This window comes from Alteromonas sp. 4NS20-0143, assembly GCF_057542855.1.
Genome location: NZ_BAAJLR010000001.1, coordinates 224775 through 248622, shown reverse-complemented (window position 1 = coordinate 248622; position 23848 = coordinate 224775). Strand labels below are relative to the sequence as shown.

The 23848-nt window shown below is 45.2% G+C and carries 23 protein-coding genes; 9 read left to right on the top strand and 14 right to left on the bottom strand.

Features of this window, described 5'->3' with window-relative positions; translation table 11 throughout:
• The first annotated feature begins 10 nt into the window (after positions 1-10).
• Both AC27HD_RS01030 and AC27HD_RS01025 read left to right on the top strand, forming a co-directional pair.
• Positions 11-916: a mechanosensitive ion channel family protein gene (locus AC27HD_RS01030; RefSeq protein WP_032096574.1), complete on the top strand. Its 906-nt coding sequence runs from the start codon at positions 11-13 to the stop codon at positions 914-916.
• A 62-nt stretch (positions 917-978) separates the two neighbouring features.
• Entirely contained in the window at positions 979-1134 is a 156-nt protein-coding gene (locus AC27HD_RS01025) for an entericidin A/B family lipoprotein (RefSeq protein WP_081926709.1), read from the top strand.
• A gap of 373 nt (positions 1135-1507) precedes the next feature.
• Here AC27HD_RS01025 and AC27HD_RS01020 read toward each other — a convergent pair whose 3' ends face one another.
• Positions 1508-1954, bottom strand: a complete 447-nt coding sequence (locus AC27HD_RS01020) for a MaoC/PaaZ C-terminal domain-containing protein (protein WP_032096575.1) — start codon at positions 1952-1954, stop codon at positions 1508-1510.
• Between the two features lie 221 nt (positions 1955-2175).
• Between AC27HD_RS01020 and AC27HD_RS01015 the strand changes: the two genes are divergently transcribed.
• Both AC27HD_RS01015 and AC27HD_RS01010 read left to right on the top strand, forming a co-directional pair.
• Positions 2176-3078, top strand: a complete 903-nt coding sequence (locus AC27HD_RS01015) for a LysR family transcriptional regulator (RefSeq protein ID WP_487103230.1) — start codon at positions 2176-2178, stop codon at positions 3076-3078.
• Positions 3079-3407: 329 nt separating this feature from the next.
• Complete coding sequence (locus AC27HD_RS01010) at positions 3408-3806, top strand: DUF3718 domain-containing protein (RefSeq protein WP_032096577.1); 399 nt, start codon at positions 3408-3410, stop codon at positions 3804-3806.
• A gap of 137 nt (positions 3807-3943) precedes the next feature.
• On the opposite strand, the gene AC27HD_RS01005 is transcribed toward AC27HD_RS01010, so the two are convergent.
• The 4 genes from AC27HD_RS01005 to AC27HD_RS00990 all read right to left on the bottom strand — a co-directional run bounded on the left by AC27HD_RS01005 (position 3944) and on the right by AC27HD_RS00990 (position 10166).
• Positions 3944-4939: an alpha/beta fold hydrolase gene (locus AC27HD_RS01005; RefSeq protein WP_487103228.1), complete on the bottom strand. Its 996-nt coding sequence runs from the start codon at positions 4937-4939 to the stop codon at positions 3944-3946.
• Between the two features lie 104 nt (positions 4940-5043).
• Positions 5044-6843, bottom strand: coding sequence for an acyl-CoA dehydrogenase C-terminal domain-containing protein (locus tag AC27HD_RS01000; protein WP_032096578.1), 1800 nt, complete (start codon positions 6841-6843; stop codon positions 5044-5046).
• Positions 6844-6852: 9 nt separating this feature from the next.
• Positions 6853-8034, bottom strand: a complete 1182-nt coding sequence (locus tag AC27HD_RS00995; RefSeq protein WP_032096579.1) for an acetyl-CoA C-acyltransferase — start codon at positions 8032-8034, stop codon at positions 6853-6855.
• An 11-nt stretch (positions 8035-8045) separates the two neighbouring features.
• Positions 8046-10166 carry a 3-hydroxyacyl-CoA dehydrogenase NAD-binding domain-containing protein gene (locus AC27HD_RS00990; RefSeq protein WP_487103226.1) on the bottom strand — a complete coding sequence of 707 codons (2121 nt, stop codon included), beginning with the start codon at positions 10164-10166 and terminating at the stop codon, positions 8046-8048.
• Positions 10167-10409: 243 nt separating this feature from the next.
• Between AC27HD_RS00990 and AC27HD_RS00985 the strand changes: the two genes are divergently transcribed.
• The 3 genes from AC27HD_RS00985 (at position 10410) to AC27HD_RS00975 (ending at position 12713) form a co-directional block, all read left to right on the top strand.
• Positions 10410-11315: a haloalkane dehalogenase gene (locus AC27HD_RS00985; protein ID WP_487103224.1), complete on the top strand. Its 906-nt coding sequence runs from the start codon at positions 10410-10412 to the stop codon at positions 11313-11315.
• Between the two features lie 43 nt (positions 11316-11358).
• On the top strand, positions 11359-12123 hold the full coding sequence (locus tag AC27HD_RS00980; RefSeq protein ID WP_487103222.1) for an SDR family NAD(P)-dependent oxidoreductase: 765 nt from the start codon (positions 11359-11361) through the stop codon (positions 12121-12123).
• A 311-nt stretch (positions 12124-12434) separates the two neighbouring features.
• The gene (locus AC27HD_RS00975; RefSeq protein WP_152561564.1) at positions 12435-12713 is read left to right on the top strand and encodes a hypothetical protein; all 279 of its coding nucleotides are present in this window, start codon (positions 12435-12437) and stop codon (positions 12711-12713) included.
• A gap of 217 nt (positions 12714-12930) precedes the next feature.
• Here AC27HD_RS00975 and AC27HD_RS00970 read toward each other — a convergent pair whose 3' ends face one another.
• From AC27HD_RS00970 to AC27HD_RS00955, 4 genes are all read right to left on the bottom strand, one after another.
• A complete protein-coding gene (locus tag AC27HD_RS00970; RefSeq protein WP_487103220.1) occupies positions 12931-13905 on the bottom strand; it encodes an NADPH:quinone oxidoreductase family protein in 975 nt (324 codons plus the stop codon).
• A 93-nt stretch (positions 13906-13998) separates the two neighbouring features.
• Complete coding sequence (locus AC27HD_RS00965) at positions 13999-15030, bottom strand: phosphotransferase family protein (protein WP_487103880.1); 1032 nt, start codon at positions 15028-15030, stop codon at positions 13999-14001.
• A 39-nt stretch (positions 15031-15069) separates the two neighbouring features.
• Positions 15070-16284 carry an acyl-CoA dehydrogenase family protein gene (locus AC27HD_RS00960; protein ID WP_163107134.1) on the bottom strand — a complete coding sequence of 405 codons (1215 nt, stop codon included), beginning with the start codon at positions 16282-16284 and terminating at the stop codon, positions 15070-15072.
• Positions 16285-16295: 11 nt separating this feature from the next.
• Entirely contained in the window at positions 16296-16982 is a 687-nt protein-coding gene (locus AC27HD_RS00955; RefSeq protein ID WP_032096588.1) for a histidine phosphatase family protein, read from the bottom strand.
• A gap of 189 nt (positions 16983-17171) precedes the next feature.
• On the opposite strand from AC27HD_RS00955, the gene AC27HD_RS00950 reads away from it, so the two are divergent.
• Positions 17172-17579 (top strand): GGDEF domain-containing protein, encoded by a 408-nt coding sequence (locus AC27HD_RS00950; RefSeq protein ID WP_487103217.1) that lies wholly within the window; start codon positions 17172-17174, stop codon positions 17577-17579.
• 98 nt (positions 17580-17677) lie between these two features.
• Here AC27HD_RS00950 and AC27HD_RS00945 read toward each other — a convergent pair whose 3' ends face one another.
• Positions 17678-18316, bottom strand: a complete 639-nt coding sequence (locus AC27HD_RS00945) for a DsbA family oxidoreductase (RefSeq protein ID WP_032096591.1) — start codon at positions 18314-18316, stop codon at positions 17678-17680.
• A gap of 161 nt (positions 18317-18477) precedes the next feature.
• Entirely contained in the window at positions 18478-19284 is an 807-nt protein-coding gene (locus AC27HD_RS00940; protein ID WP_487103214.1) for an SGNH/GDSL hydrolase family protein, read from the bottom strand.
• Between the two features lie 66 nt (positions 19285-19350).
• Between AC27HD_RS00940 and hemN the strand changes: the two genes are divergently transcribed.
• Complete coding sequence (hemN, locus tag AC27HD_RS00935) at positions 19351-20796, top strand: oxygen-independent coproporphyrinogen III oxidase (protein WP_487103212.1); 1446 nt, start codon at positions 19351-19353, stop codon at positions 20794-20796.
• On the opposite strand, the gene AC27HD_RS00930 is transcribed toward hemN, so the two are convergent.
• Genes AC27HD_RS00930 through modA form a run of 3 tightly spaced genes read right to left on the bottom strand, consistent with a single transcriptional unit; the run spans position 20783 to position 23816 of the window.
• Positions 20783-22075, bottom strand: coding sequence for an ATP-binding cassette domain-containing protein (locus AC27HD_RS00930; RefSeq protein ID WP_487103210.1), 1293 nt, complete (start codon positions 22073-22075; stop codon positions 20783-20785). The genes hemN and AC27HD_RS00930 overlap by 14 nt on opposite strands.
• Entirely contained in the window at positions 22072-22803 is a 732-nt protein-coding gene (gene modB, locus AC27HD_RS00925; RefSeq protein WP_487103208.1) for a molybdate ABC transporter permease subunit, read from the bottom strand. The genes AC27HD_RS00930 and modB overlap by 4 nt, the downstream gene beginning before the upstream one ends.
• The gene (gene modA / locus AC27HD_RS00920) at positions 22791-23816 is read right to left on the bottom strand and encodes a molybdate ABC transporter substrate-binding protein (protein ID WP_487103206.1); all 1026 of its coding nucleotides are present in this window, start codon (positions 23814-23816) and stop codon (positions 22791-22793) included. The genes modB and modA overlap by 13 nt, the downstream gene beginning before the upstream one ends.
• Positions 23817-23848 lie beyond the last annotated feature (32 nt).

Sequence of the window (23848 nt, the reverse complement as noted above, 5' to 3'; positions counted from 1 at the left end):
CAACACGCTTATGGAAATACCTCGCATCGACGACGTGTATAAATTGCTCACCGGAAAGCTAGAAACTTGGATGGAAAGCGCAATAACTATTCTTCCTAACATAGTGGTTGCATTGCTGATTGCTATCGCATTTGGCTTTATCGCAAGGATTGTAGGAAATATCGCCGGTACTGTGATGCGTCGTACGTTTGAATCTCGCCAGATTGCGGGGTTACTTACTTCTATTGTTAAATCGCTTGTTTTGATCGCCGGTATTTTTATTGCTCTTGATTTCGTGGGATTAAAGGGCACGGTGACATCGCTGTTGGCCGGCGCAGGTATTATTGGCCTAGCTATCGGTTTTGCGTTTCAGGATATGACAGAGAACTTTATCGCCGGTATCGCAATGGGCATCCGCAAGCCGTTTGAAATTGGTGATGTAATAAAAGCAGAAGGCGTATTTGGTAACGTAAAAAGTATTAACCTGCGCAATACATTGGTAGAAACATTTTACGGCCAGTTAGAAGTTATTCCGAACAAGATTTTGTTTAGAAATATTCTTACTAACTACTCCACCCTCGGAAAAAGACGGATAGAAGTTCCTGTTGGCATATCCTATGCCGATGATATTGAGAAAGCCGGCACGGTCATTGTCGAGGCGATGAAAGACAAAGAATACGTCATTATTAATGATGAAACTGCGGTATATGCCGAATCCTTTGGCGACTCTAGTATTAATCTAGTGCTGTGGTTTTGGATAAGCTATCCGGGTGAACATGGCTTCATGGACGTTCGCCACGATGCAGTCTGTACGGTTAAAACCGTGCTGGAAGAAAACGATATTCTAATTCCGTTCCCAATTCGTACTTTGGATTTTAATTCAAAAGGGAGCGATAACCTTGACACTATGCTCAAGGACAAAGAAGAAACTCAGTAAACACTGATGTGCGACAACCAATGGATAGAATGACTATTCAAATCATAAAACGGAGATACATTATGAATAAGTTAATAGAGTCAAAGATTTTAAGAACAGCGTTTTTTGCACTAGTAATGGGTGCAAGCATTGGCGGCTGTGCCACGGTTGAAGGCGCTGGAGAAGATATTGAAAGCGCTGGCGACGCCATTGAAGATGCTGCTGACGACGCGTCATAAGCGAGTACAGCTAATAGTTAAAACATCAATGATGTGAAAACAGCTAAGCGGACACTGTGCGCCGTGCTTTTTATACACGGTGCGCACTATCCGCTGAATTGGTTTCGGCTTTGCTTTATGTGTACAGCTTTATGTTTTTACAAGTTCGTTTTACGTAAGCTGTATTGAACTTTAGCAACGGCTGCCGCTAACTATCAACTGCTTATTTCAAGTTGCATTAACGTTACTAAACCTTTTAACCATCAAACCTTTAAACCACCAAGTCCTTCTCATCTGCACCCGCATTTTTTCATACACCAAACGTCCAAACTTTTTACAGATTTTCTGTCGCCCTACCCTAAAACCGAGCTTAAAGTAAACGAAAGGGTTAGCGTTAGGCCAATACAGCAAGCATTAAAAATGTCCCGACCAGTGCGGGTTTTCCGCTTGATTTTAGCATGCAGCTAGCTTCGACCTTATACAATTTACCCTGAGGTTTATCAGAAATATCAGTGACTTTAAATTGATATCGAATAGCATCATCACGTCTCACAGGCTCTAAAAAGCGTAGCTTATCCATGCCATAGTTTATCGTTGAAGCAATTTTATCGCTGTGCCCTACAACTTGTGAAAATGCATTGGGCATCAACGATGCAGATAGAAAGCCGTGAGCAATGGTTGTTTTAAATGGGCTTTCTTTAGCGCAGCGTGCTTCATCTAAATGGATCCATTGGTGGTCGCCAGTGGCATTGGCAAACTGAGTTATCATGTCTTGTGACACGACAAGCCATTCTGACTGTTCAAATGTATCGCCTACTGATAAATCGATGAGTGTTTTCATTGGTTTGTATCCTGTCCTATTTGTAATGTTACTAAACTACTATTACTAAGATGAATGTTTCAATTAACTTTTAATAATAGGTATTTATAAATATTCTTGTTACACTCTCGTAAACAATTAGTGGTTGCTGTGAACATAATTGTGACATTTAATTACGTCATCATAGCTTCCGTTTTATCTATTGGCTTTTTCAGGGCACTCGCCCCACTGAAGGATTACTTATGAATCTCAATAGAGTCGACTTGAACCTTTTTGCTGTGTTTGATGCGATATACACAGCTGGCAGCTTAACAAAAGCAGCCGATGTCCTCTGTATAACGCAACCTGCCGTGAGTAACTCATTAGCAAGATTAAGAGAGATGTTAAACGATCCCTTATTCGTGCGCACAGGTCACAGTATGACGCCAACGCCCGTAGCGCAAAATATCATTGTTCCTGCAAGACAAGCACTCGCTCTATTGCGAAAAAGTGTGCAAGAAAGTCACACTTTCGACCCGCTTACGGCTGAAAAATCATTTAATTTTGCGAGTCGAGACTTGTTAGAAGCGAGTATTATGCCCCGCCTAGTGTCTCGCCTTCAAAATTTAGCACCTAATATCGGTATAACCAATTACGAAATTCCACGAAGCCAGGTGGTGTCAGCAATGGCAAGCGGCACATTAGATTTTTTTGCCGATGCATCTACCTTTACCGACCCTCATTTATGCAAAGATAAAATTGCTCAAGATCGGTTTGTGGTATTAGCGAGAAAAAATCATCCGGCGCTTAAGAACGGCCTCGATTTAGAAACGTTTTTGCGCTTAGGTCATATTAATGTGTCTCAAAGAAAGTCGGGAGCAGGCTCTATCGATGTTGCACTGGATAAAATGGGTAAGCGTCGGAAAGAAGTGATGCGCGGACAGCACTTCTTAACAGTGCCAAGCACCATTGTTAAGACCGATTTGATTGCGTGTTTGCCATTCCATTTGGCCAAGCACTACGACCTTGCTATTTATGAAGTGCCTTTTGATTTACCGCCAGTAGAATATTATCTGTATTGGCACGTCAGTGCTGACCATGACTATGCCCATATGTGGATGCGAGAGCAGATTATGGAAGTAGCGAGCACCTTTAAGCCTCACTGAGCCTTTTAGATATCAATTGTTAAACACCTCATGTTAAGCCCCAATGAGTTTATAAGCTGATTGGGGCTTTTCTATGTTTGCCTTTCGACACTAGCAACCCCCTTTTCTAACAAAATTGTGATTTTCAATCATTGGCGATAAAGCGCATTTAAAACACGCAAATCATTAATACTAAAAGCTAAAAGCAACACTAAAGTAGCATGAACTTTAGTATAGGGTATGAATGCTCATACTTAGTTATCTGTTTGTATGTTTTTGCTTTCCCCGACATTGCGTTTAATTAAGTCGTACACAAAACAACCACCCCATATCGAATAGGAATTTTAACCATGTTGAAAATAGTTAAATCTTCTTTACTTATCGCTGCGTCTACTGTCGCCTTTTCAAACGTTGCTCAGGCAGACGATATTAATGATGCCCTTGCTAACATCTGCACTATTGTAGAAGCAGACGACAAAGGCGAACTACGTAAAAAGATGCGTCGTGTGCAGTCAGATTACAGATTAAAATTACATGATTATTACTCGGGTATATCGTGTGGTGGGCAAAGCTTGATTAGAACAGCACTTTCTAGCAATGCGGTTGAAGTAGGTACATTACTGGTTAAGAAAATGCCAAGTAAAGTTTTACAAACGCCTGAAGCAGACGGTAAAACACTGCAAGCATGGATAGCAGAACAGGGACTGCAGTCTTCTCCAATCTCTGAAGAGCTAAACAGCAGAATTTAAGACTCACGAATCGTTAGAGCATAAAAAGCGCCTCATAAGGCGCTTTCTTTGATTTAATGGCAGCCTAATAGGCTATATAGCCTCATAGTTAAGATAGCCCAGCTCCTATCATTGATAAATAAAACGTTAAATAAGCGCTAAATAAACGCTAGCACTCTATCAGACGCCCAGGTTGGAAACTCTCTGTGGATCCAATGTGTTGCGGTTTCGTGATAAATAACCTCACAATGAGGTACATACTTTTCAATCCCGTGTAGCACTGCATCATCAAACGCCAAATCGTTTCTTCCCCACAGCACTAGCGTAGGTACCCCAATATGAATATTGGGAACATGTATAGCCTGTAGCTCTTCGTCCGACGCATCAACAGAAGGGATATCTTGAGGCATGCATCTGTAGTAATTAAGCATTGCGCTAAGGCGTGCCTCTTGACTCCAATCATTCAACAACGTGGAGGCATAATCCCATTGCTGCTCAAAAAACGTCTCTCCAAGCATGTCTTTAAGTAATTTGAAATCTGTCGATATCAAACTCGACACTGTGTTTTTATCACGTAGCGAAGAGATATACTGGCTCTTCACTCGTTGTTGTTTGCTAACGATTAAAGATTGAGTGAATGTGGATGGATGCGCAGCATTCAATATAACCAGTTTATGAATTAAGTCGGGATGAAAAGCAGTGAGCGGCCAAGCAATAGCACCTCCCCAGTCGTGAGCAACCAGAATCACCTTTCTGCCTTTTTTAACCTTCTCAATAAAGGTGGCCATACGTTTTATTAACGTAGGAACTTCATATTGCCGTTCTTCACTTAAGGGATCGGAAAGATGATAACCAGGTAAGTCTGGCGCAACAATATCGTAGTGCGAAGGTAAGGTAAGAATAAAAGCTTCCCATGCATGGGCGTTTTCAGGAAAGCCATGAAATAATACAAACAATGTATTATCACTGGTGAGTTCCTTACCTAGTTGCGATGAAGGCTCTTTACATAAGCCCGCTGAGGGCTCTTTACCTACCTCCGCTGAGGGCTCTCTACCTAAGCCCGCTGAAGGCTCTCTACCTAAAGCCGCTGAAGGCTCTTTACTCAAATAGTGAATGCGTTTTCCATCAATTGTCACGTATTGCGATTGCAACATAACACTCCCTCATAGGCAGGAAATAAAAAAGCCGGGAAGGGTGAAATACGTATTAGCGCATTCACCCCCACCCGGCTTTTACCACAAGATGTTGTAAGCGTTAATTACTCAACGGCAAACATGCTTTCAGGCATAGACATTAGGTTGTCTGCACCTGACTGCATCGCTGATACTAGTGAGCGCGTGCGAGTCAGCAAACGGTCAAAGTAGAAGCCTGTAGTCAGTATTTTACTCTTATAATATTCAGTTTCTGTGCTTCCGGCATCAAGCTGCTCTTGCGCTTTTACTGCCATACGAAGCCAGAAGTAAGCTACTGTGACATAACCAGAATACATAAGGTAATCAACTGACGCCGCGCCAATTTCATCTGGGTTAGACGCAGCCGCTTTACCGATATCCATGGTTACTTGCTGCCACTCATCGAGGTGAGAATTGAGGGCGTTTGTCCACGCGCTAAACTGTGCATTGTCACGAAGAGAGTTACAGTAATCGCGAACTTCCTGAACAAATACATTGAGCAATTCACCGTTAGACCCCATTACCTTACGGCCAAGTAGATCCACTGCCTGAATACCCGTGGTGCCTTCGTACATAGTACAAATACGCGTATCACGTGCAAGCTGCTCCATGCCCCACTCTTTAATGAAACCATGGCCGCCGTAAACCTGCATACCGTAGCTTGTGGTTTCCTGCGCGGTTTCAGTCAAAAACGCTTTTACAATCGGCGTCAAGAATGCAAGTTTTGCTTCTGCTGTTTGCTTAGCAACTTCATCGTCGCCGTAAAGCGTTACGTCTACCATTTGCATGCAGTACGCAGCTAAAGCACGGTTACCTTCGGCAAATGCTTTTTGCGTTAACAGCATACGACGCACGTCTGGGTGCACAATAATAGGATCCGCAGGACCGTCTGGGTTCTTGCGTCCTGTCATTGAACGAAATTGCACTCTGTCTTTGGCATACTTAAGCGCACCCTGGAAAGACGCTTCTGATGCCGCCAAACCTTCAAGACCAGTGCCGATACGTGCAGTGTTCATAAAGGTAAACATACAGTTTAAGCCGCGGTTAGGAGGACCAATTAGGAACCCTTTCGCGCCATCAAAGTTGATTACGCACGTCGCGCTCGCTTTGATGCCCATTTTATGTTCGATACTGCCGCAGCTTACTGCGTTTCTATCTTGCTTCTCGCCGTCGTCAGACACGTTGAATTTAGGAACAACGAATAACGAAATACCTTTTGTGCCCTCTGGCGCATCCGGTAAACGGGCAAGTACAATGTGTACGATATTTTCAGACATATCGTGCTCACCAGCAGAGATGAAAATCTTAGTGCCAGTAAGGCTATAACTTCCATCTTCTTGTGGCTCGGCGCGACACTTCAGCATACCAAGATCAGAACCACAGTGCGCTTCTGTAAGACACATGGTGCCCGTCCATTCACCGCTAATAAGCTTATGAAGGAACTTTTCTTGCTGCTCTTTAGTACCGTGCGCTTTTAATGTTTCCATGCAGCCTTGACTTAGGCCTGGGTACATTGCCCATGAGTGGTTAGCACCAGAGAACCATTCGGCAATAATAGAAGCCAGTGAGTAAGGTAGGTTTTGTCCGCCAAACTCTTCCGGATGCGCCATACTCGGCCAACCGCCTTCTACATAGGTCTGATAAGCTTCTTTGAAGCCTTTAGGTGTTGTTACCACACCGTCTTCCCATTTACAGCCTTCTTCATCGCCCGACTGATTAATTGGGGCTAGCGTGTTTTCTGAAAACTTCGCTGCTTCAGAAAAAATGGCTGATACCAAGTCTTCAGAGGCTTCATCGAAGCCTAGCTTTTGATAGTGACTTTGAAAGTCGAGTAGCTCATGTGTTACAAACATGGCGTCGCGTTGTGGAGCTTTATAACCTTCCATACTAATTACCTATAGAACTTCAAATAAACCAGCAGCGCCCATGCCGCCACCGATACACATAGTGCAAACAACAAATTTCGCACCACGTCTTTTACCTTCGATGAGTGAATGACCCACCATACGAGCACCGCTCATGCCATAGGGGTGACCAATAGAAATGGCACCGCCGTTAACGTTTAATAATTCGTCTGGAATGCCTAACTTGTCACGGCAATACAATACCTGTACTGCAAATGCTTCATTAAGCTCCCATAGACCAATGTCGTCCATGGTTAATCCATGCTGCTTTAATAGCTTAGGAATGGCAAATACAGGGCCAATTCCCATTTCATCTGGTTCACATCCTGCAACCGCAATCCCGCGATAAATACCAAGGGGTTGCCCTTTGCCTTTTGCCGCAGAGTGCTCATCCATAATAACAGTAGCGCTTGCACCGTCAGATAGTTGGCTTGCGTTACCTGCGGTAATACACCCGCCTTCAATCACCGGGTTTAAGCTTTGTAAACCTTCCAGTGATGTTTCTGGACGATTGCCTTCATCTTTAGACAGCGTGACTTCGCGTTCGCTTGTTTCGCCAGTCTCTTTATTAAAGAGTGTCTGCGTTGCCGTAATCGGTACGATTTCGTCATCAAACTTGCCTGCTGACTGAGCCGCGGCTGTTCGCATTTGGCTTTGATAGCCGTACTCGTCTTGCACATCACGGCTGATGTTGTATCGCTTAGCAACCACTTCAGCGGTTTGCAGCATAGGCATATAAATATTTTTATGCTTTGCAACTAATGCTGGGTCTACCGCACGATGCATATTCATGCTTTTGTTTTGCACTAGTGAAATAGAATCTAAACCGCCAGCAACCATGATGTTGGTATCGCCGGTGCGAATTGCATTCGCTGCCGTCGCAATAGCATACATGCCAGAGCTACACTGCCTGTCTAATGTCATTCCAGCAACGGACGTTGGTAGGTCGCCAGCAAGCGCTGCTAGGCGACCAATGTTCATTCCTCCACTGCCTTGTGTTAGGGCTGCACCCATCACAACATCATCTACGCTTGCTGGATCAATACCAGCGCGAGAAACTGCATGCTTTATCGCATGCCCGCCAAGTGACGGCGCAGGTAGATTATTGAGCGCGCCCTTGTAGGCACGGCCAATAGGTGTTCTTGCGGTACTAACAATTACTGCATCACGCATAGTATTGTTCCTTATTTTTTATAGTGCTTAAAACTGCCGCCTTCTTGCGCCAATTTTACAAGTAAATCGCTAGGCTCTAGCCACATCTTTCCGTAGTCGCCAAGTTGGTCGCGGTACGTGGTTAACTTATCGAGAATAGTCTGAAGCCCTACTTCATCTGCATACTGCATAGGACCACCACGGAACACAGGGAAGCCATAGCCGTAGACGTAAATCACATCGATATCGCTAGACTTAGCAGCGATGCCTTCTTCTAGAATACAGGCACCTTCGTTGATAAGAGAGAACATGACTCGCACCAAAATTTCATCATCGCTGATGTCAGAGCGCTGCGCTACACCAAGTCTCTGTGCTTCTTTCTTCGCAATATCGAGTACTTCAGGGTCTGGAATAGGAACGCGACTGCCCGGTTCATAGTTATAGGTTCCGCGACCGGTTTTCAGGCCGTTGCGATCCATTTCTACCAAGCGGTCGGCAACAGCGCCGTAAGCCGGGTCGTGGGCAATATGTTCTTGGCGAGACTGGCGAACGTAGTAACCAATATCAAGCCCAGCCATATCGCCCATTGTAAATGGCCCCATAGGCATGCCGAAATCGGTAAGTACCCTGTCCACTTGCTCTGGTGAAGCGCCCTCTAACAATAAGCGGTTTGCTTCTCGCCCGTATGGCTCAATCATTCGATTACCAACAAAACCAAAGCAAACACCCACTAGCACTGCCACTTTTTTGATGCGCTTAGCCATCTTCATGCAGGTTTTAATAACTTCAGGCGATGTCTTCTCAGCTTTTACGACTTCAAGCAAACGCATGACGTTAGCAGGAGAGAAGAAGTGAAGCCCAATGACGTCTTGTGGACGAGAGGTCGACGTAGCAATCTCATCGATATCAAGCGTAGATGTATTCGAAGCTAAAATAGCGCCTGGTTTACATACTCTATCTAACGTTGAGAATACCGTCTTTTTCACTTCCATCTTTTCAAACACAGCTTCAATCACTAAATCTACGTCACTTAAGTCATCGTAGGTGGTTGTGCCGCTAAGCAGTGCCATGCGAGATTCAACTTGCTCTTGCGTAAGCTTGCCTTTTTTAGCGCTGTTTTCGTAATTTTTGCGAATAAGAGCGAGCCCTTTCTGTAAGGCTTCTTCTTTAAGCTCAAGCATCGTTACTGGAATACCCGCATTGGCGAAGTTCATCGCAATACCGCCGCCCATGGTTCCAGCGCCTATAATGGCTACCTTCTCAATAGCGCGCTCAGGTGTTGATTTATCGAAGTCACCGACATGACCCGCCGCGCGCTCTGCAAAGAAAAAGTGCTGCTGCGCTCGCGCTTGTGGCGTGTTCATGCACTCCATAAACAACTTGCCTTCATTTTTAAGGCCATCTTCAAAAGCTAACGTGTATGCGCCGCGAACCGCTTCGATACATTTAAGCGGTGCGAAAAACCCTTTTGATGCTTTTTTCGTTTGAGCGACTACTGCGTCAAAAACGGCTTGTGTTTCATCAGACATTGTTAAGGAAATATCACAGGTACGCTTAATAGCTGTTGCACCACCTAACGACGCTAAATACGCTTTGGTATCTTCTAAGAGGTGTTCCGGCTTATCTGATATCTTGTCAAATACGCCTGGTAATTTGAGTACAGAAGTGGGCTTACCTGTCACTATCATTGTTAAGGCTGTTTGCGCATCTGCCAAGCGAGGTAAACGCTGCGTTCCGCCAGCGCCTGGTAAAATACCTAGATTAACTTCTGGTAGACCCACTTTAATGTCGGCAAACGTGATGCGATGATGGCATGCTAAGGCAACTTCTAAACCGCCGCCAAACGCTGGCCCCGGTAAAACGGCAACGACCGGCTTTGACGCGTTTTCAATCTTCTCTAAAACTTCAGGTAAGTTTGGTGATAAATCACCGCCTGCAAATTCGCTAATATCTGCGCCACCTGAAAATATTGGCAGTGCGGATGTCACCACGATAGCTTTCACGCTTTCGTCGTTAATCGCTTGTTCAATGCCGTCTATTAGGCCTACGCGAAGTGCTCGAGAGAGTGCATTAACTGGTGCGCTCTGCATAGTAAGCGTGGCAACACCCTGCTGCACATCATACGCTACTGCTTTGTTTTCCGTCTGAGTCATAACCATATCCTGTTTATCACGTTAACCGGATGTTATTGCAGTGTTGCCAATCATCCAAGTTTATTGGTGTTATAGACATTTATCACAATATTTAATACGGCAACGAAACCCTGTTTTTTCATCGGATCCGCTCTCACGCTAGGTAATACAGGAGTTACAGATTAATTGACAGAATGAGATAAGGGTGTTTTTGTTATTATACCGTTAATTATTTTACATTTAATTTACAGGGACAAGTAAGCTATGCAGATACTGAAAACACCTGAAAGCGCCTTTTCGAATATCTCTGATTTTCCGTACGAACCACAGTATGTTCAAGTAACTGATACCGTCAGCGGCGAACTGTCCATGGCCTACTACCAAGCAGGACCGACTGACGGTCATCCCGTTGTTTTACTACACGGTGAACCAACCTGGGCTTATCTGTATCGAAAGATGATCCCTATTTTAGCTGATGCGGGATTCAACGTGCTTGCACCCGATCTTATCGGGTTTGGTCGTTCAGACAAACCTACACGCAGCAGCGACTACACTTATGCAAGGCACCTAATTTGGGTACGCGAATGGTTTAACCAGGTCGTGAAGCAACCCGCTACGTTGTTCTGTCAAGACTGGGGAGGCCTGTTAGGTCTTCGACTTGTGGCAGATATGCCTGAGCGCTTTTCTGGTGTAGTGGCTGCAAATACCGGGCTACCCACAGGCGACCAAAAGCCCAGTAAAGCATTTACGGCATGGCGTCGATTTTCTCAAGACGTGCCGGAGTTTCCAACCTCAGATATCATTGATAAAGGCACAGTAACCGACTTATCCGATAGTGTTAAAGCGGCTTACGACGCACCATTTCCTGATGAGACTTATAAAGTGGGCGCAAGAATGTTCCCCCTTTTGGTTCCTACACAGCCCGACAGCACAGACTCTCAAGCCAATCGAAACGCTTGGCAGTCGCTTAAGCAGTTCAACAAACCCTTTATGACCGCCTTTAGCGATAGCGATCCTGTGACGGCAGGCGGTGACAAATTTATGCAGCACACCATTTTAGGGTGTAAGGGAATAGAACACACCACAATTAAATCTGGTGGTCACTTTTTACAAGAGGACAAGGGTGAAGAATTAGCTCAGGTTCTTATTTCATTTATTCACAATTACTAGGGCGTGTTGACCTAGATATTTCAGAACACATTAAGGAAACATCATGGATTCACTACTTAACTTTACCGACCACGTTGTGCTTATTACTGGCGCAGGCAGCGGGTTTGGCCGGCTTTTGGCCACAGGGCTTGCACAGCGCGGCGCACAGCTCGTGCTCAGCGATATAAACGAAACGTCGCTCAACTCGGTAATAAATGAACTTGAAAGTGTTACCGATGTGGTGAGCATCGCAGGCAACATTGCAGATGAAAGTCTGAATAAGGTGCTGGTAGACGCAGCGTTAGAGAAATTTGGTCGCTTGGATATTGCCGTCAATAACGCAGGTATTGCTCACACGCCAGCGCCCGTTCATGAAATGACTGAGGCCATCATGGATAGTCAGTTTGGGGTTAATGTAAAAGGCGTGATGTTTGGCATGAAATACCAAATTCCTGCCATGCTCGCTCAGAAAAAGGGGCATGTGTTAAACGTGAGTTCTCTTGCTGGCCTCGGCGGCGCACCGAAAGGCGCAGCCTATGCAGCAGCAAAGCATGCCGTTGCCGGCGTCACTCGCACCGCAGCAGTAGAGTATGGAAGAAAGAATGTGCGTGTAAATGCAATATGCCCATTTTACAGCCCAACCAACATTCTAAATGTGGACGGGTACAATACACCAGAAGCCCAAGCTCAACTTGGTCAGGGCAGCCCAATGAAGCGGCTAGGAGAGCCACAGGAAATAGTTAACACTATGATGCTAATGCTGTCTCCTGGAAACAGCTATATGAACGGCCAAACTATAGCCGTTGATGGCGGCGTCACCGCGTGGTAAGAGGCTTCACCGCCAATGGAGAGGCTTCACCGCCAATAGAGAGGCCTCACCGCCGATAACGAGAGGCCTCACCGCAAGACAGAAAGCCGCTGCATTGCCTAGCATACAGTATAAATTTTCATACCATGGTATGAGCTACTCTGTTTTGTTTTACATCGACTTTAGTTGTAATGGAGGTGAACAAACAAAGTCTGACGAATGAGGCGAGTGCAACCGCCTCTGACGTCTTTTCTCTCTCGTTTATTGCACCCAGTACTGTAATAAAATACTGCAATAAACCGGAGACTGAACTAAACATTAGAAGAGAGCCAATGATGAAAACATTTACCAGCATGATGTTGCTTAGTACTTGTTTAACGGCTGCCCTTTTTCCTCACAATTTGGCTGCAGCAGAAGATGCTAAACACCAGCCAAATCTCAATAGTTCAGAGCAAGCGCAACCGATTTTTAAAAAAATGCGCCGCAGCTCTAACGGTCTATCTAACCGTGTATCACAACGCATTATCACTTCGCGAAATAGTAAAACCTCGCTAAAGCAAGCCCATCTTATTCATACAGCGTTGCCATACACTTTGTCGCAATCTGAGTAAGTCGCAAACTTCGTTAATTTAAACTCTTCAGGCCTACTGTTTTGGCTGTTCTAATTAATTGCTCTGAATGTTCTCATTTACGTCTGTGTCAATCTGCTGAGACATTTTCAAGAACCGTATCTTGCCCTACTCGGTTTACTCGCCTATCAGCCTCATGTTTAACACAGACATAAAAAAGCCCACAGTGATGTGGGCTTAGTGGAAGTGGCAAAGCTAACTAGGGTGTGATGACCATTTTCCCTTTCACTTCCCTATTCATAACCTTTGTCATCGCTTTAGTTGCTTGCTCTAGAGGCAAGGCTTCATCAACAACGACTTTTACTTTTCCCTGTACATACCACGTCAGGAGTTCTTGCATATTTTCGGCAAACCCTTTGGGATCGTGCTGAGTAAACGAGCCCCAAAATACGCCCATTACCGAGTACCCTTTTACTAGGGCTAAGTTTACTGGGAACTTAGGTATCTCTCCGCCAGCAAACCCCACAACAAGCAACCTACCTTCCCACGCCATACTTCTACTACAAGCATGAAAAGTATCACCACCAACGCATTCATAAATAACGTCGGCACCTTTACCGCCCGTCACCTCTTTCAGCGTCTCTTTGAGATCCTTGTCTTTATAATTGATGAGTACATCTGCGCCATACTCTTTTGCTAGGGCAAGCTTTTCTTCTGTAGAACATACTGCAATTACCTTAGCCCCCATTGTTTTACCAATTTGAACCGCCGCTAGGCCGGTGCCACCAGCTGCACCCGTAACAACCAGCGTCTCGCCAGGCTGTAACTTCGCACGCTGTTTTAAGGCATGGTGAGCAGTAGCATGAGCAGTAACAAGCGCCGCACCTTCATTTACATGAATAGGGTCTGGTAACGGCATAACGTGGCTTGCTTTCACAGCTACTTTTTCTGCATAACCGCCCAGATTAGAGAGCGCGATAACCCGTTGTCCTTTTTTGACGTGACCGACTCCCTCACCCACTTCACAGACAACTCCAGCCACTTCGTTGCCAGGAATAAACGGAAAGTCAGGTTGCATTTGATACAGGCCTTGTACCAAGAGCCCGTCTGGAAAGTTAACCCCTGCCGCCTGAACATCAACAACAACATGCCCAGGTTTTGCTACAGGATCGGCAACGTCTTTTACACGTAAATCATCTACTGGCCCAAAGGCTTCACATACAATGGCTTTCATCTTTTCTCCGTATTCTGTTTTCTCTATGTATTCGGCAAAAAAACCCAAAACGCATTAACACAAGGGTTAAATCATAGGAAACAAGTGTGACTGTTATTCACTGTCTTGGTGTATGGTTTGATTCGCTATTTGCGCTAGAGGACGTACCATCGCCCCCAACTGCATCGCCTTCTCGCTAGATGCATTACCATCGTGAGCGCGCTTCACTACGCCTTGTAAAATAGCGGCGAGTCGGAAGAAACTGAACGCGAGATAAAACGTCCAATTATCAATTTTTCCAATATTCCGTCGTTTACAGTACGCATCAATATACGCTTTTTCTGAAGGGATACCCAAAGCCTCGCGATCTAGCCCTCCTAACCCTGCTGCGTGAGCAATGTCTGAAGGAAGGCGCAGCTGCATACATTGATACGCTAAGTCTGAATAAGGGTGTCCAAGTGTAGACAGCTCCCAATCAAGCACAGCTATTACCTTAGGTTGGTTGGTATCAGACATATCAAACATCATGTTGTCGAGTCTAAAGTCGCCATGGACCAACGAAACCTGTCCATCATCATCAGGCAAATTAGCTTCTAAGTAACTTATAAGGTCTTCAATTTCTTTAATATGCTCTAGTTCAGACGCTCGGTATTGTTTAGTCCAGCGACTTAACTGGCGTTCAAAATAACTTCCGGGCTTTCCATAATCGCTAAGCCCTGCAGATTGAACATCGACGCTGTGCAATGACGCAAGCACTCTGTTCATTTCATCATACATCGCCGTACGGGTGCTGGAAGCAGCAATCTCAGGCAGCGCACTATTCCAAAAAATATCACCGTCAACATGGGCCATGATATAAAACATACTGCCGATAATATCTGGGTCTTCGCACAGGTGATACGCCTTCGGAACCGGTACTTCAGAATTTTGCAGCGCATTAATTACTCTGAATTCGCGGTCTACCGCATGCGCTGATTTAAGCAGCTTGCCCGGAGGCTGGCGCCGTAAAACAAAGGTGCCATTGTCAGTAAGTAGCTTGAAAGTCGGGTTCGACTGGCCGCCAGAAAACTTTTCAGCCTCCTGAACGTGCCCAATTTCTGGGCACGCGGTAGTCAGGTAGGTGTTTAGTACCGCTAAATCTAACATATGAGGTGCAGTCGTGTTTTGTGCAGTCAAAACAGCTCCTTATGCGTTTTTATCAGCAATTAAATTACGACCTAACTGCATCATGTGCACTTGATCTGGGCCATCGGCAAGCTTAATGGTGCGTGCATATGCATACATTGCAGACAATACAAAGTCTTGACTCGTTCCAGCCGCACCGTGCATTTGAATGGCGTCGTCTATCACGTTGCACGCCATAGTTGGCGCAACAATTTTAATCGCCGCAATAAGGTCGCGAGATACTTTATTACCGTATCTGTCCATCTTATCGGCTGCCTTTAGCGTTAATAAACGGGCCTGCTCAATATCGCAGTGCATCTTGGCAATGGTTTCACGAATAGACTGCTGTTTTGCTAACGGCTTGCCAAAGGCAATTCGAGATTCTACTCGTTCGCAGGCCATATCTAATGCGCGCTGTGCACATCCGATTAAACGCATGCAGTGGTGAATTCTACCTGGACCAAGGCGACCTTGAGCAATTTCAAACCCTTTACCCTCACCCACAAGTAAATTTTCTGCAGGTACACGTACGTTTTCAAACAAGACTTCGGCATGGCCAATCGGTTCATCATAAAATCCCATTGCTGCCATAGGCCTAACAATGGTGACGCCCTTGGTATCCATAGGCACGAGTATTTGCGATTGCTGCTGATGACGAGGTGCATCAAAATCAGTTTTACCCATCACCACCATAATTTTGCAATTCTCATTCATTGCGCCACTGGTGTACCATTTTTTACCATTGATAACATACTCATCGCCGTCGCGCGTAATAGACGTTTCGATATTTGTTGCATCGCTCGACGCCACCGCAGGCTCAGTCATCGCAAACGCAGAGCGAATCTCTCCGTTTAACAAAGGCACTAACCATTCTTCTTTTTGCGCTTCGTTGCCGTATTTGGCTAATACTTCCATATTGCCAGTGTCTGGCGCGCTACAGTTGAATATTTCAGAACTGAACAACACGCGCCCCATTTCTTCACAAAGTGGTGCATATTCGGCGTTAGTCAGCCCGGCTCCGTAGGGCTTGTACTCTTCTGGTAAAAATAAATTCCACAGCCCTGCCTCGCGCGCTTTTTGTTTTAATGCCTGCATCATCGCTGGGGTTTTCCAACGGTCTTTTCCATTCTCTACGGCATGAATGTACTCTTGCTCAATTGGATACACTTCGTCTTTCATGAACGCTCTTAGTTTTTCTAAAAGCGCCTGTGTTTTTTCGTTATATTCAAAATTCATCGCTGTCCCGTTTAGCTATAGGTAATGGCGTGTAACCTGTCAGTCACATCCAGGTGAGGTACGCTATTGAAGTTATTTAAGTGAACGCCTCGCTTATTAGCAAAGCATTGTGAAAAGCTGGCATTACGTATTTGCAAGTTCATGTTGATAACCGTTGCAGAATCGTAGCCTAAAATATGTTTCAGCATCATCGCGATAGCGCCGCCAGAACTGACCACAAGTACGCGTTTTGCATCGCTATTTTGCAAACGTGTGAGCATTGAACCTACACGCCCTTCAAATTGCGCCCAGGTTTCATCGAGCAACCCATGCTCTAGTTCATCTTGTGACCACGCAAGCATGGCCTTTTTCAATAATCGATAGAACTCAGCAGGTGATGCCCCCTCTGGCACTTTATCTTCAGGGAAACGACTAAGATACGCAGCAGCAACCGCCTGAAAATTAAACTCGTTAAGTGCACTGTCTCGTGTAGCCTCTGGTAAATATTTCCCTCCAGCGGATAACCCTTGTGCAATACCCTCGTTAGTTTCACGGTGTCTAACCATATCTCCCATAAAGACGCTGTCGAACTGAATGTCGCGATGGTGAAAATAGTCACCTAACCACACGGCTTGCTGTGCGCCTAGTTCGCTTAGCTTGTCGTAATTCGCCTTACCGAAAGACGCCTGTCCGTGACGAACTAAATAGATATCTGTCATTACACACTCTTATGTTACCAATATGTTAACCATACTAAGAAAACTCGTTGCATAAGTTTAATTGATATTTTGAATGGGAGTTCATCATGTGAAACTATTCGGACATAAGCGGAATTGGCCGTGGCTATGAAATGAAATAAATACCCAAAAGCCTTTTTCAAAACTATGGCGAGTTGTTGAGCGACCTGTTTGAAAAACCCTACCGCCATTAAAGGGACGCTACTGGAGTCATTTTCTCGCAATGAGTTTGCAACGGGCGAATTCAAACTGAAGTCAGTGAATAAAAATGTCATTTGGGTTCAATTAATTGCCAGCCCATTGATCACTGAAGACGGCGAGCGTTTTTACCAATTGACCTTAAACGATATGGCAATTCGCTGGGGGGGTGATGAGTTTGTTTTGCTGTTACAAGCCGAAGATGAAGAGTCTGTGAAAACGGCCATATCGAAAGTGAGTGATGGGGTTAAGAAGCCATTTTACTTTAACAACGAAACTACGCCTATCGTTATTACCATGAGCGTCGGTGTTGCGTTTTACCCCCGCATGAGCCGAGATATCAATACACTAATAAAGCTTGCGGATATCGCAATGTACTAAGCTAAGCAAAATAAAATAACGGCGCCAAATGACTATCTTATTTTTGCTCAGCCACACTCTCAGGAAAAGGGTGATAAGGCGTAAACCCTCATTCGCTATTAAATAGCGCCGGCCGCTTCTTTGATGAAAGCGGCTAGGGTTTCGGGATCTTGTGCGCCTGCTACGCCCTGATTGCCTATGACAAACGTAGGAACACTTTGGATTCCTCGTTGCATCCAAGCCGATTCTAGTTGCCTCACGGCGTCGCTGTACCGCTCATCGGCAAGCACGTCTTTAATGGTTTGAACATCAAGACCAATGCTGCTGCCCTCCTGAATAAGAATATCTATATTATTGATATCCTTTCCTTCCGTAAAATAGGCTTCAAACAAACGCATTTTCATGGGAACCGCTAAGCCCATCTCGTCGGCATAATGGATAAGCTGATGGGCCTTGAAGGTATTTTGCATGGTAGCGTCATCGGCAAGGTTAAACTCAAAGCCAATTGTTTTACCAACATCAATAAGACGCTGCCTGTTTTCACTGCTTTGTGCTGGAGTAATACCGTACTTTTCTATGACGTGCTCACGCAAGTTCTGCCCTTCTTCAGGCATAGCGGGATTAAGCTCGAAGGGATGAAACTTCACCTCTACATTAATGTTATCGAGTTGTTGTATTGCCTGTTGCAACCGCTTGTAGCCCACAATACACCAGGGGCAGACAACGTCAGACACCATATCAATTGTAACTGTTTGCATTTTTCCTCCCTCAAAATTTACGACACTTCAATAGCTCAAGGTACGGCATATGATAACCCTCCTGCAAGCGCACAGCGCTATAAACACGTTATAGACGTGTCTATAGGCTAATAATTGGTATGGAGCCCAAGGTGTAGAGATCACCTTACTCATTCGCTCTTTTAGTTAACGCGCCTGTTTTCGGCCTCAACAACCCTCTTCTGCTCTTTTCTAACAAGTGAAACAATCTGTTCAGCCCACAATGCATACCCAACACTTGAAGGGTGGAAACCGTCCTCTGCCATTAGTTCAGCTATCGCTTCGCCCTTTACATCAAATACATTAAGCTGAAGCAGCCTGCTAAAGGGCAATATGCCTATGGTACTTGCTAATACACGATTGAGCAGCGACGCTCTTTGTCCCAGCACAAAGCGTAATGGTTGAGGAATAGCGGGAAACCCATGCATGGGTGGAACCGCAGAATAGATAACGAGGTTACACTGAAATTTTTGCAGCAAAAAGTGATGAATTTGTCGAAGATTGTTGCGCCATTTAGTTAAGGTGGTGAATCTAGTTACATCATTTACCCCAATAGAAACCACTACCACCTGATACCGGCAGCTATGCTCATGCTTAAGCAATGCAATAATATCGCTACTCGCTAGCCCCGTGCGGGCGTGGAGGGTAACAGACACTGCGTAAGACTCGCCGAGTGAATGTGATAGTGCCTGGTACAGCTTTCCAGTTAGCGCATCAGATTGCGTACTTACGCCAACGCCAGCCGCCGCTGAGTCACCTATCAGCAGTACGTTAAAGGGTATTTTCTTATCTTCAGATTTGGAGTCTGAAGTTTCGCTTTTAAGCTGTCGCGCACCCGATGGCTCTGGTAAACGAAGGGTTTTCTTACGAACCCATATCGCTTGAATAATGATAATTGGCAAAATGACTAGCAAGCCAATATTAAGCGCCAAAACATTGAACCAGATCAATTCACCGCCTTCCTTGTATTGATAACATAGTGTTAGTTTTCTCTCACCTGCAAAAGAAGAAATGTCATGGCCGTAAAAGATATAAGCCAATCTGTAAGCCCGCAAGCCGTACGCCAGAATACGAGTCAAAATATAAATCAAATTACAGGGCCAGCAAGTGAAGTAGACCTAACTACAATAGCAAAATACGCGAAGCACGCACCGCGCTATACGTCTTACCCCACTGCGCTTAACTTTGCTCCAGTAAACAATGACATACTTCGTATTGCAAATAAAAACACACAGGCTGAAGCTTTAAGTGTTTACGTGCACATTCCATTTTGTCAGACACTTTGCTACTACTGCGGATGCAATAAAATTGTAACTAGGCACAACAGCAAAGCAGACCAATATCTCAATTACATCAAAAAAGAGCTATTAAGCAAGTCACACCTGCTAGCAGAACGACAGGCTGTGTCGCTTCACCTAGGCGGCGGCTCTCCTAGTTTTTTAAGTGAGCAACAGCAAGCCACTTTGATGACAATGTTAAAAAAGTACATTTCCTTTGATGCTCAAGCAGAAATGGCCATTGAATTAGACCCGCGAAACGTGGACATTTCCTACTTAAAGCATTTAAGAGAGCTCGGCTATAACCGCTTAAGTTTTGGATTACAGGATACCGATTATCAAGTTCAGCAAACAATAAATCGAGTTCAAAGCACGCTTCACATCGCAGACTTGGTATTTGAGGCAAGAAATTTAGGTTTTAGCTCTATTAACTTAGACCTGATCTATGGCTTACCTCATCAAAGCGAAGACACGTTTAGAACCACAATAGCCGCCACGAAAGCCATGTCGCCGGACAGAATATCGCTGTTTAGCTATGCGCATCTGCCAGAACGGTTTGCCGCACAGCGTAAATTCGGTGAAACCATTTTGCCTAATGCAGAGCAAAAAGCAGCGCTCTACAATATCGCGGTAACTGAATTTAAGAAGGTTGGTTATGACATGATTGGCCTTGATCATTTCGCTAAAAAAACTGACCCACTCGCTAGGGCAAAAAACGCAGGCCAACTGCATCGTAACTTTCAAGGCTACACCACAAAAGGAGATACGGATTTAGTCGGCTTTGGCGTGTCTGCTATTAGCACCGTAGGAAACGCCTTTGCACAAAACCCTAAGCAACTAAAAGACTATTACGAGCAGCTTAACAACCACAGGCCAGCTGCCGTTATTGGGCTATCACTTTCAAAAGATGACCTTATTCGAAGAGATGTAATATCAAGCCTCATGTGCAATCTATCGCTGAAAAAAGACGCTATTGAGGGTAAGTACGGCATTACCTTTGACGACTATTTTGCCATCGAGCTCGACGCGCTACGCCCGCTGCAAAAAGATGGCCTTGTGCTGCATATGGATAAAGGGATAGTGGTGCCAGAAAGTGCAAGAATCTTCATTCGTGCCATTTGTGCAACCTTCGATGCTTATGTAGACTCGGCTAAAAACATGACCCGCTTTTCTAAAGCAATTTGAAGCGCGCAATTACGGGCATGTTTTTAGCGAGCTGTAGGCGACTTACTGATAGCGTACTGATAACTGCATACAGTACTGGTTGCTTGGCCTCCCTCATGCCCTTCTGGTTAATAATCCGAAGATTAAGCAACACTCGACCGCTTTTTTGATTGTCGAAATGGGTAATATCTTCTATCACACAGTTAAGCGAATTCAAGATGCTCGATGTCGAGTTTTCATTCGTTGCTGCCGTGTTCGTGTCGATACTGACTTCACTGGCTTTTATCGCTAATCGCACCTGGCCGCCGACAGATAGCGATTTATCAATCTTGTTTTTATCTGCTTGATTAAGTTCACACTCACTGAGCTTTGCGACATTAGAGCTTGCGACTTTTGACCTTACTATACTGGACCTTGCGACATTAGACCTCGCTGCTATAAGCGATTTTTGGGAGACATACAGCCGCTGCCCGCTAACAATGACTTGATACACCGTATTCTGATTTGGTTCTTCAAAGTCAGTGGCGTTTTCATTAAGCATCTCTTTTTCGGGATGGGTAGTCTTTCCAGCGTCTGTATGAGTACTCTCTTCAGCGTGGCTGCCTAATGTTGCCTCGGCAATACATTCAACAACGCCGTTAAGTATGGCCGAAGGAGTATGTATTGCCCTGCCTTGGTACATATTGGGAACAACGCTATCTACATTACCTACTGCTTCTATTTTCCCATTACAGATGTAAATCATCTCGTCACTCAGTAATAAAAGCTCATCAATGTCATGGGAAACCACAAAGCATGTAAGTTGCGATACCGCGCACAATTGGCGTAAAAAAGCGTAAATGTGCCGCCTGGTTACAGCATCTATCGCGCTAAGTGATTCGTCGAGCAGCAGAACGTGAGGTCCGTTAACTAATGCCCTTGCAATAGCCACCCGCTGGGCTTCACCACCAGACAAGGTTGCTATTGGTTTTGACAGTAGGTGCTCGCAGTGACACCCCTTTACCGCCTCATTAATAGAAATGGCATGCTTACTGGCATGACGGGTGGCAAGCTGTAAATTGCCCTCCACATTCACATGAGGGAACAATAAGGGCTGTTGGAATACCATTCCAATTTTTGGCGAAACATTACCCCAATTAGCCTGGGTTAACGCGCCTTTTTCAAAACCTGCTATGCAGCGCAACAAGCTGCTTTTACCCGCACCGGATGGCCCAGTGATGCCGATAAATGACGAGGAGGCACACAGTTCAACCCGGCCCTCTATTCTGTTTGGAAGCAATACCACAAACGCCACACTCATCGCTTACGCTCCGGGTCTATATTTCTAGTGCCACTTGAGGGGTCTGCACCACCATTAAAGCGATAGAGTAGCGCTAACACAATAAAGGAAAACACAAGTAGTCCAAGGGACATCACATGGGCGCGCTCATATTCTAGTGCTTCAACTTGCTCATAAAGCGCAATGGAAAGTACCTGGGTTTCACCCGGTATGTTGCCACCAATCATGAGCACCACCCCAAATTCACCTACGGTATGAGCAAAGCTGAGCCCAAATGCCACCATGATTGGCGCTTTGCAAAGGGGCAGCACAATGCGATAAAAACCTTCTAGCCGTGAAAAACCAAGAGAGCTCGCCACCTCAAGATACCGTTTATCTAGCTGCACGAACCCACTGTATAAAGGTTGAAGGGCGAAGGGCAGTGAATATATTAATGAGCCAAGCACAAGCCCCTGAAAGCTAAATACCAACGTGCTGCCTGTTAATGCTAACCACCACTGCCCAAGCGCACTTTGGGGTGAGAACGCGATGAGTAAATAGAAGCCAAGCACGGTGGGTGGCAGTACTAGCGGCAATGCCAACACAGACAGAACCAATGATTTTGCCTTGTGTTGCCAGTTCGCCAAAAACCATGCAAGGGGCATAACTATAATCAACAATAAGACACTGGTGACTAACGCTAGCTTAAACGTGAGTATGACAGTATTTAACATTTCAGCATTCACCATATCGGCATCTACATACCCCATGAATCAGCACCCATTTTGCCTTTGTGATGTTTAGCGCGAACATCAGTGTGATGATTACTCAATACACCTTCATACCCCCAATCACTCAGTGATGATTGCACCGAGGAAGACAGTAAATACTGCACAAAAAGACTCGCAGGTTTAATGTGAACCAACGATTCAGTATTTATTACCTCACCCACGCCATTTATCGAATCAAAAATATTTGGGCTTAATGCAGCGGCATCGTTGTCGTTAATGGCTAAGGATTGCACTATGGGAGCGTGTAGGCTTTCATCAATAAGCGACCAGTACATTGTTTGATGCAAGCCAGTTGGTCTATAGGAGCTACCTGTTTTATCAAAGCCAGCTGGTTTATTGAAAATTGTACCTGATGTTGGCGCTGATACCCCCTCAAGGCTATCATTCTCACTGTGATTGCCACTACTACCCTCACTTTCGGCAAGCACAGTAGAGTATGCGACTAACGCACCTTTTACATTGCCTGTACTCACATACTGATACGCTTGCAGCACATTTTTCCCTTTTACTAGCCTATCTTTAAACGTATTCCACAACGACGTGTTCTGTAATACTTGCTGTGCGGCCAGCCCATAAGGCGCTAGCTTAGGGTTGGCAATAGCAAACTTACCGCTGGTTTCTGCGATAAAACGTTCAAGCGCCATTTTCGTCTCTGTACTGGCATTGGGTGTAATTAGCGCCAGTCGGCCACGGGCAAAGGCTGTCACGTTATCGGGATGAATAAGGTTGTTCTTCGCTAGCATGGCGGGCCGCGCAGTGTCTGCAGAAAGAAAAACGTCAAAGCTCGCGCCGTGAAAAATTTGCGCGTACAGGGTTCCGCTTGATGACGTTGTTATGGATACGTCGATGCCGGTAGTGGCAGTGAAATCGGAGGCAATTGCCGCTAAAGGCTTCGCGAAATTTGCGGCAACCGCAATGTTAAGCCGTGGTGACTTAGCATAATGCTCGTGAAAAACATTTGAAAAATTTTGCGCACTTTTCGTGGTGGCCATTGCAGAGCTTGAGAATAACAAAAGTGCCGTGA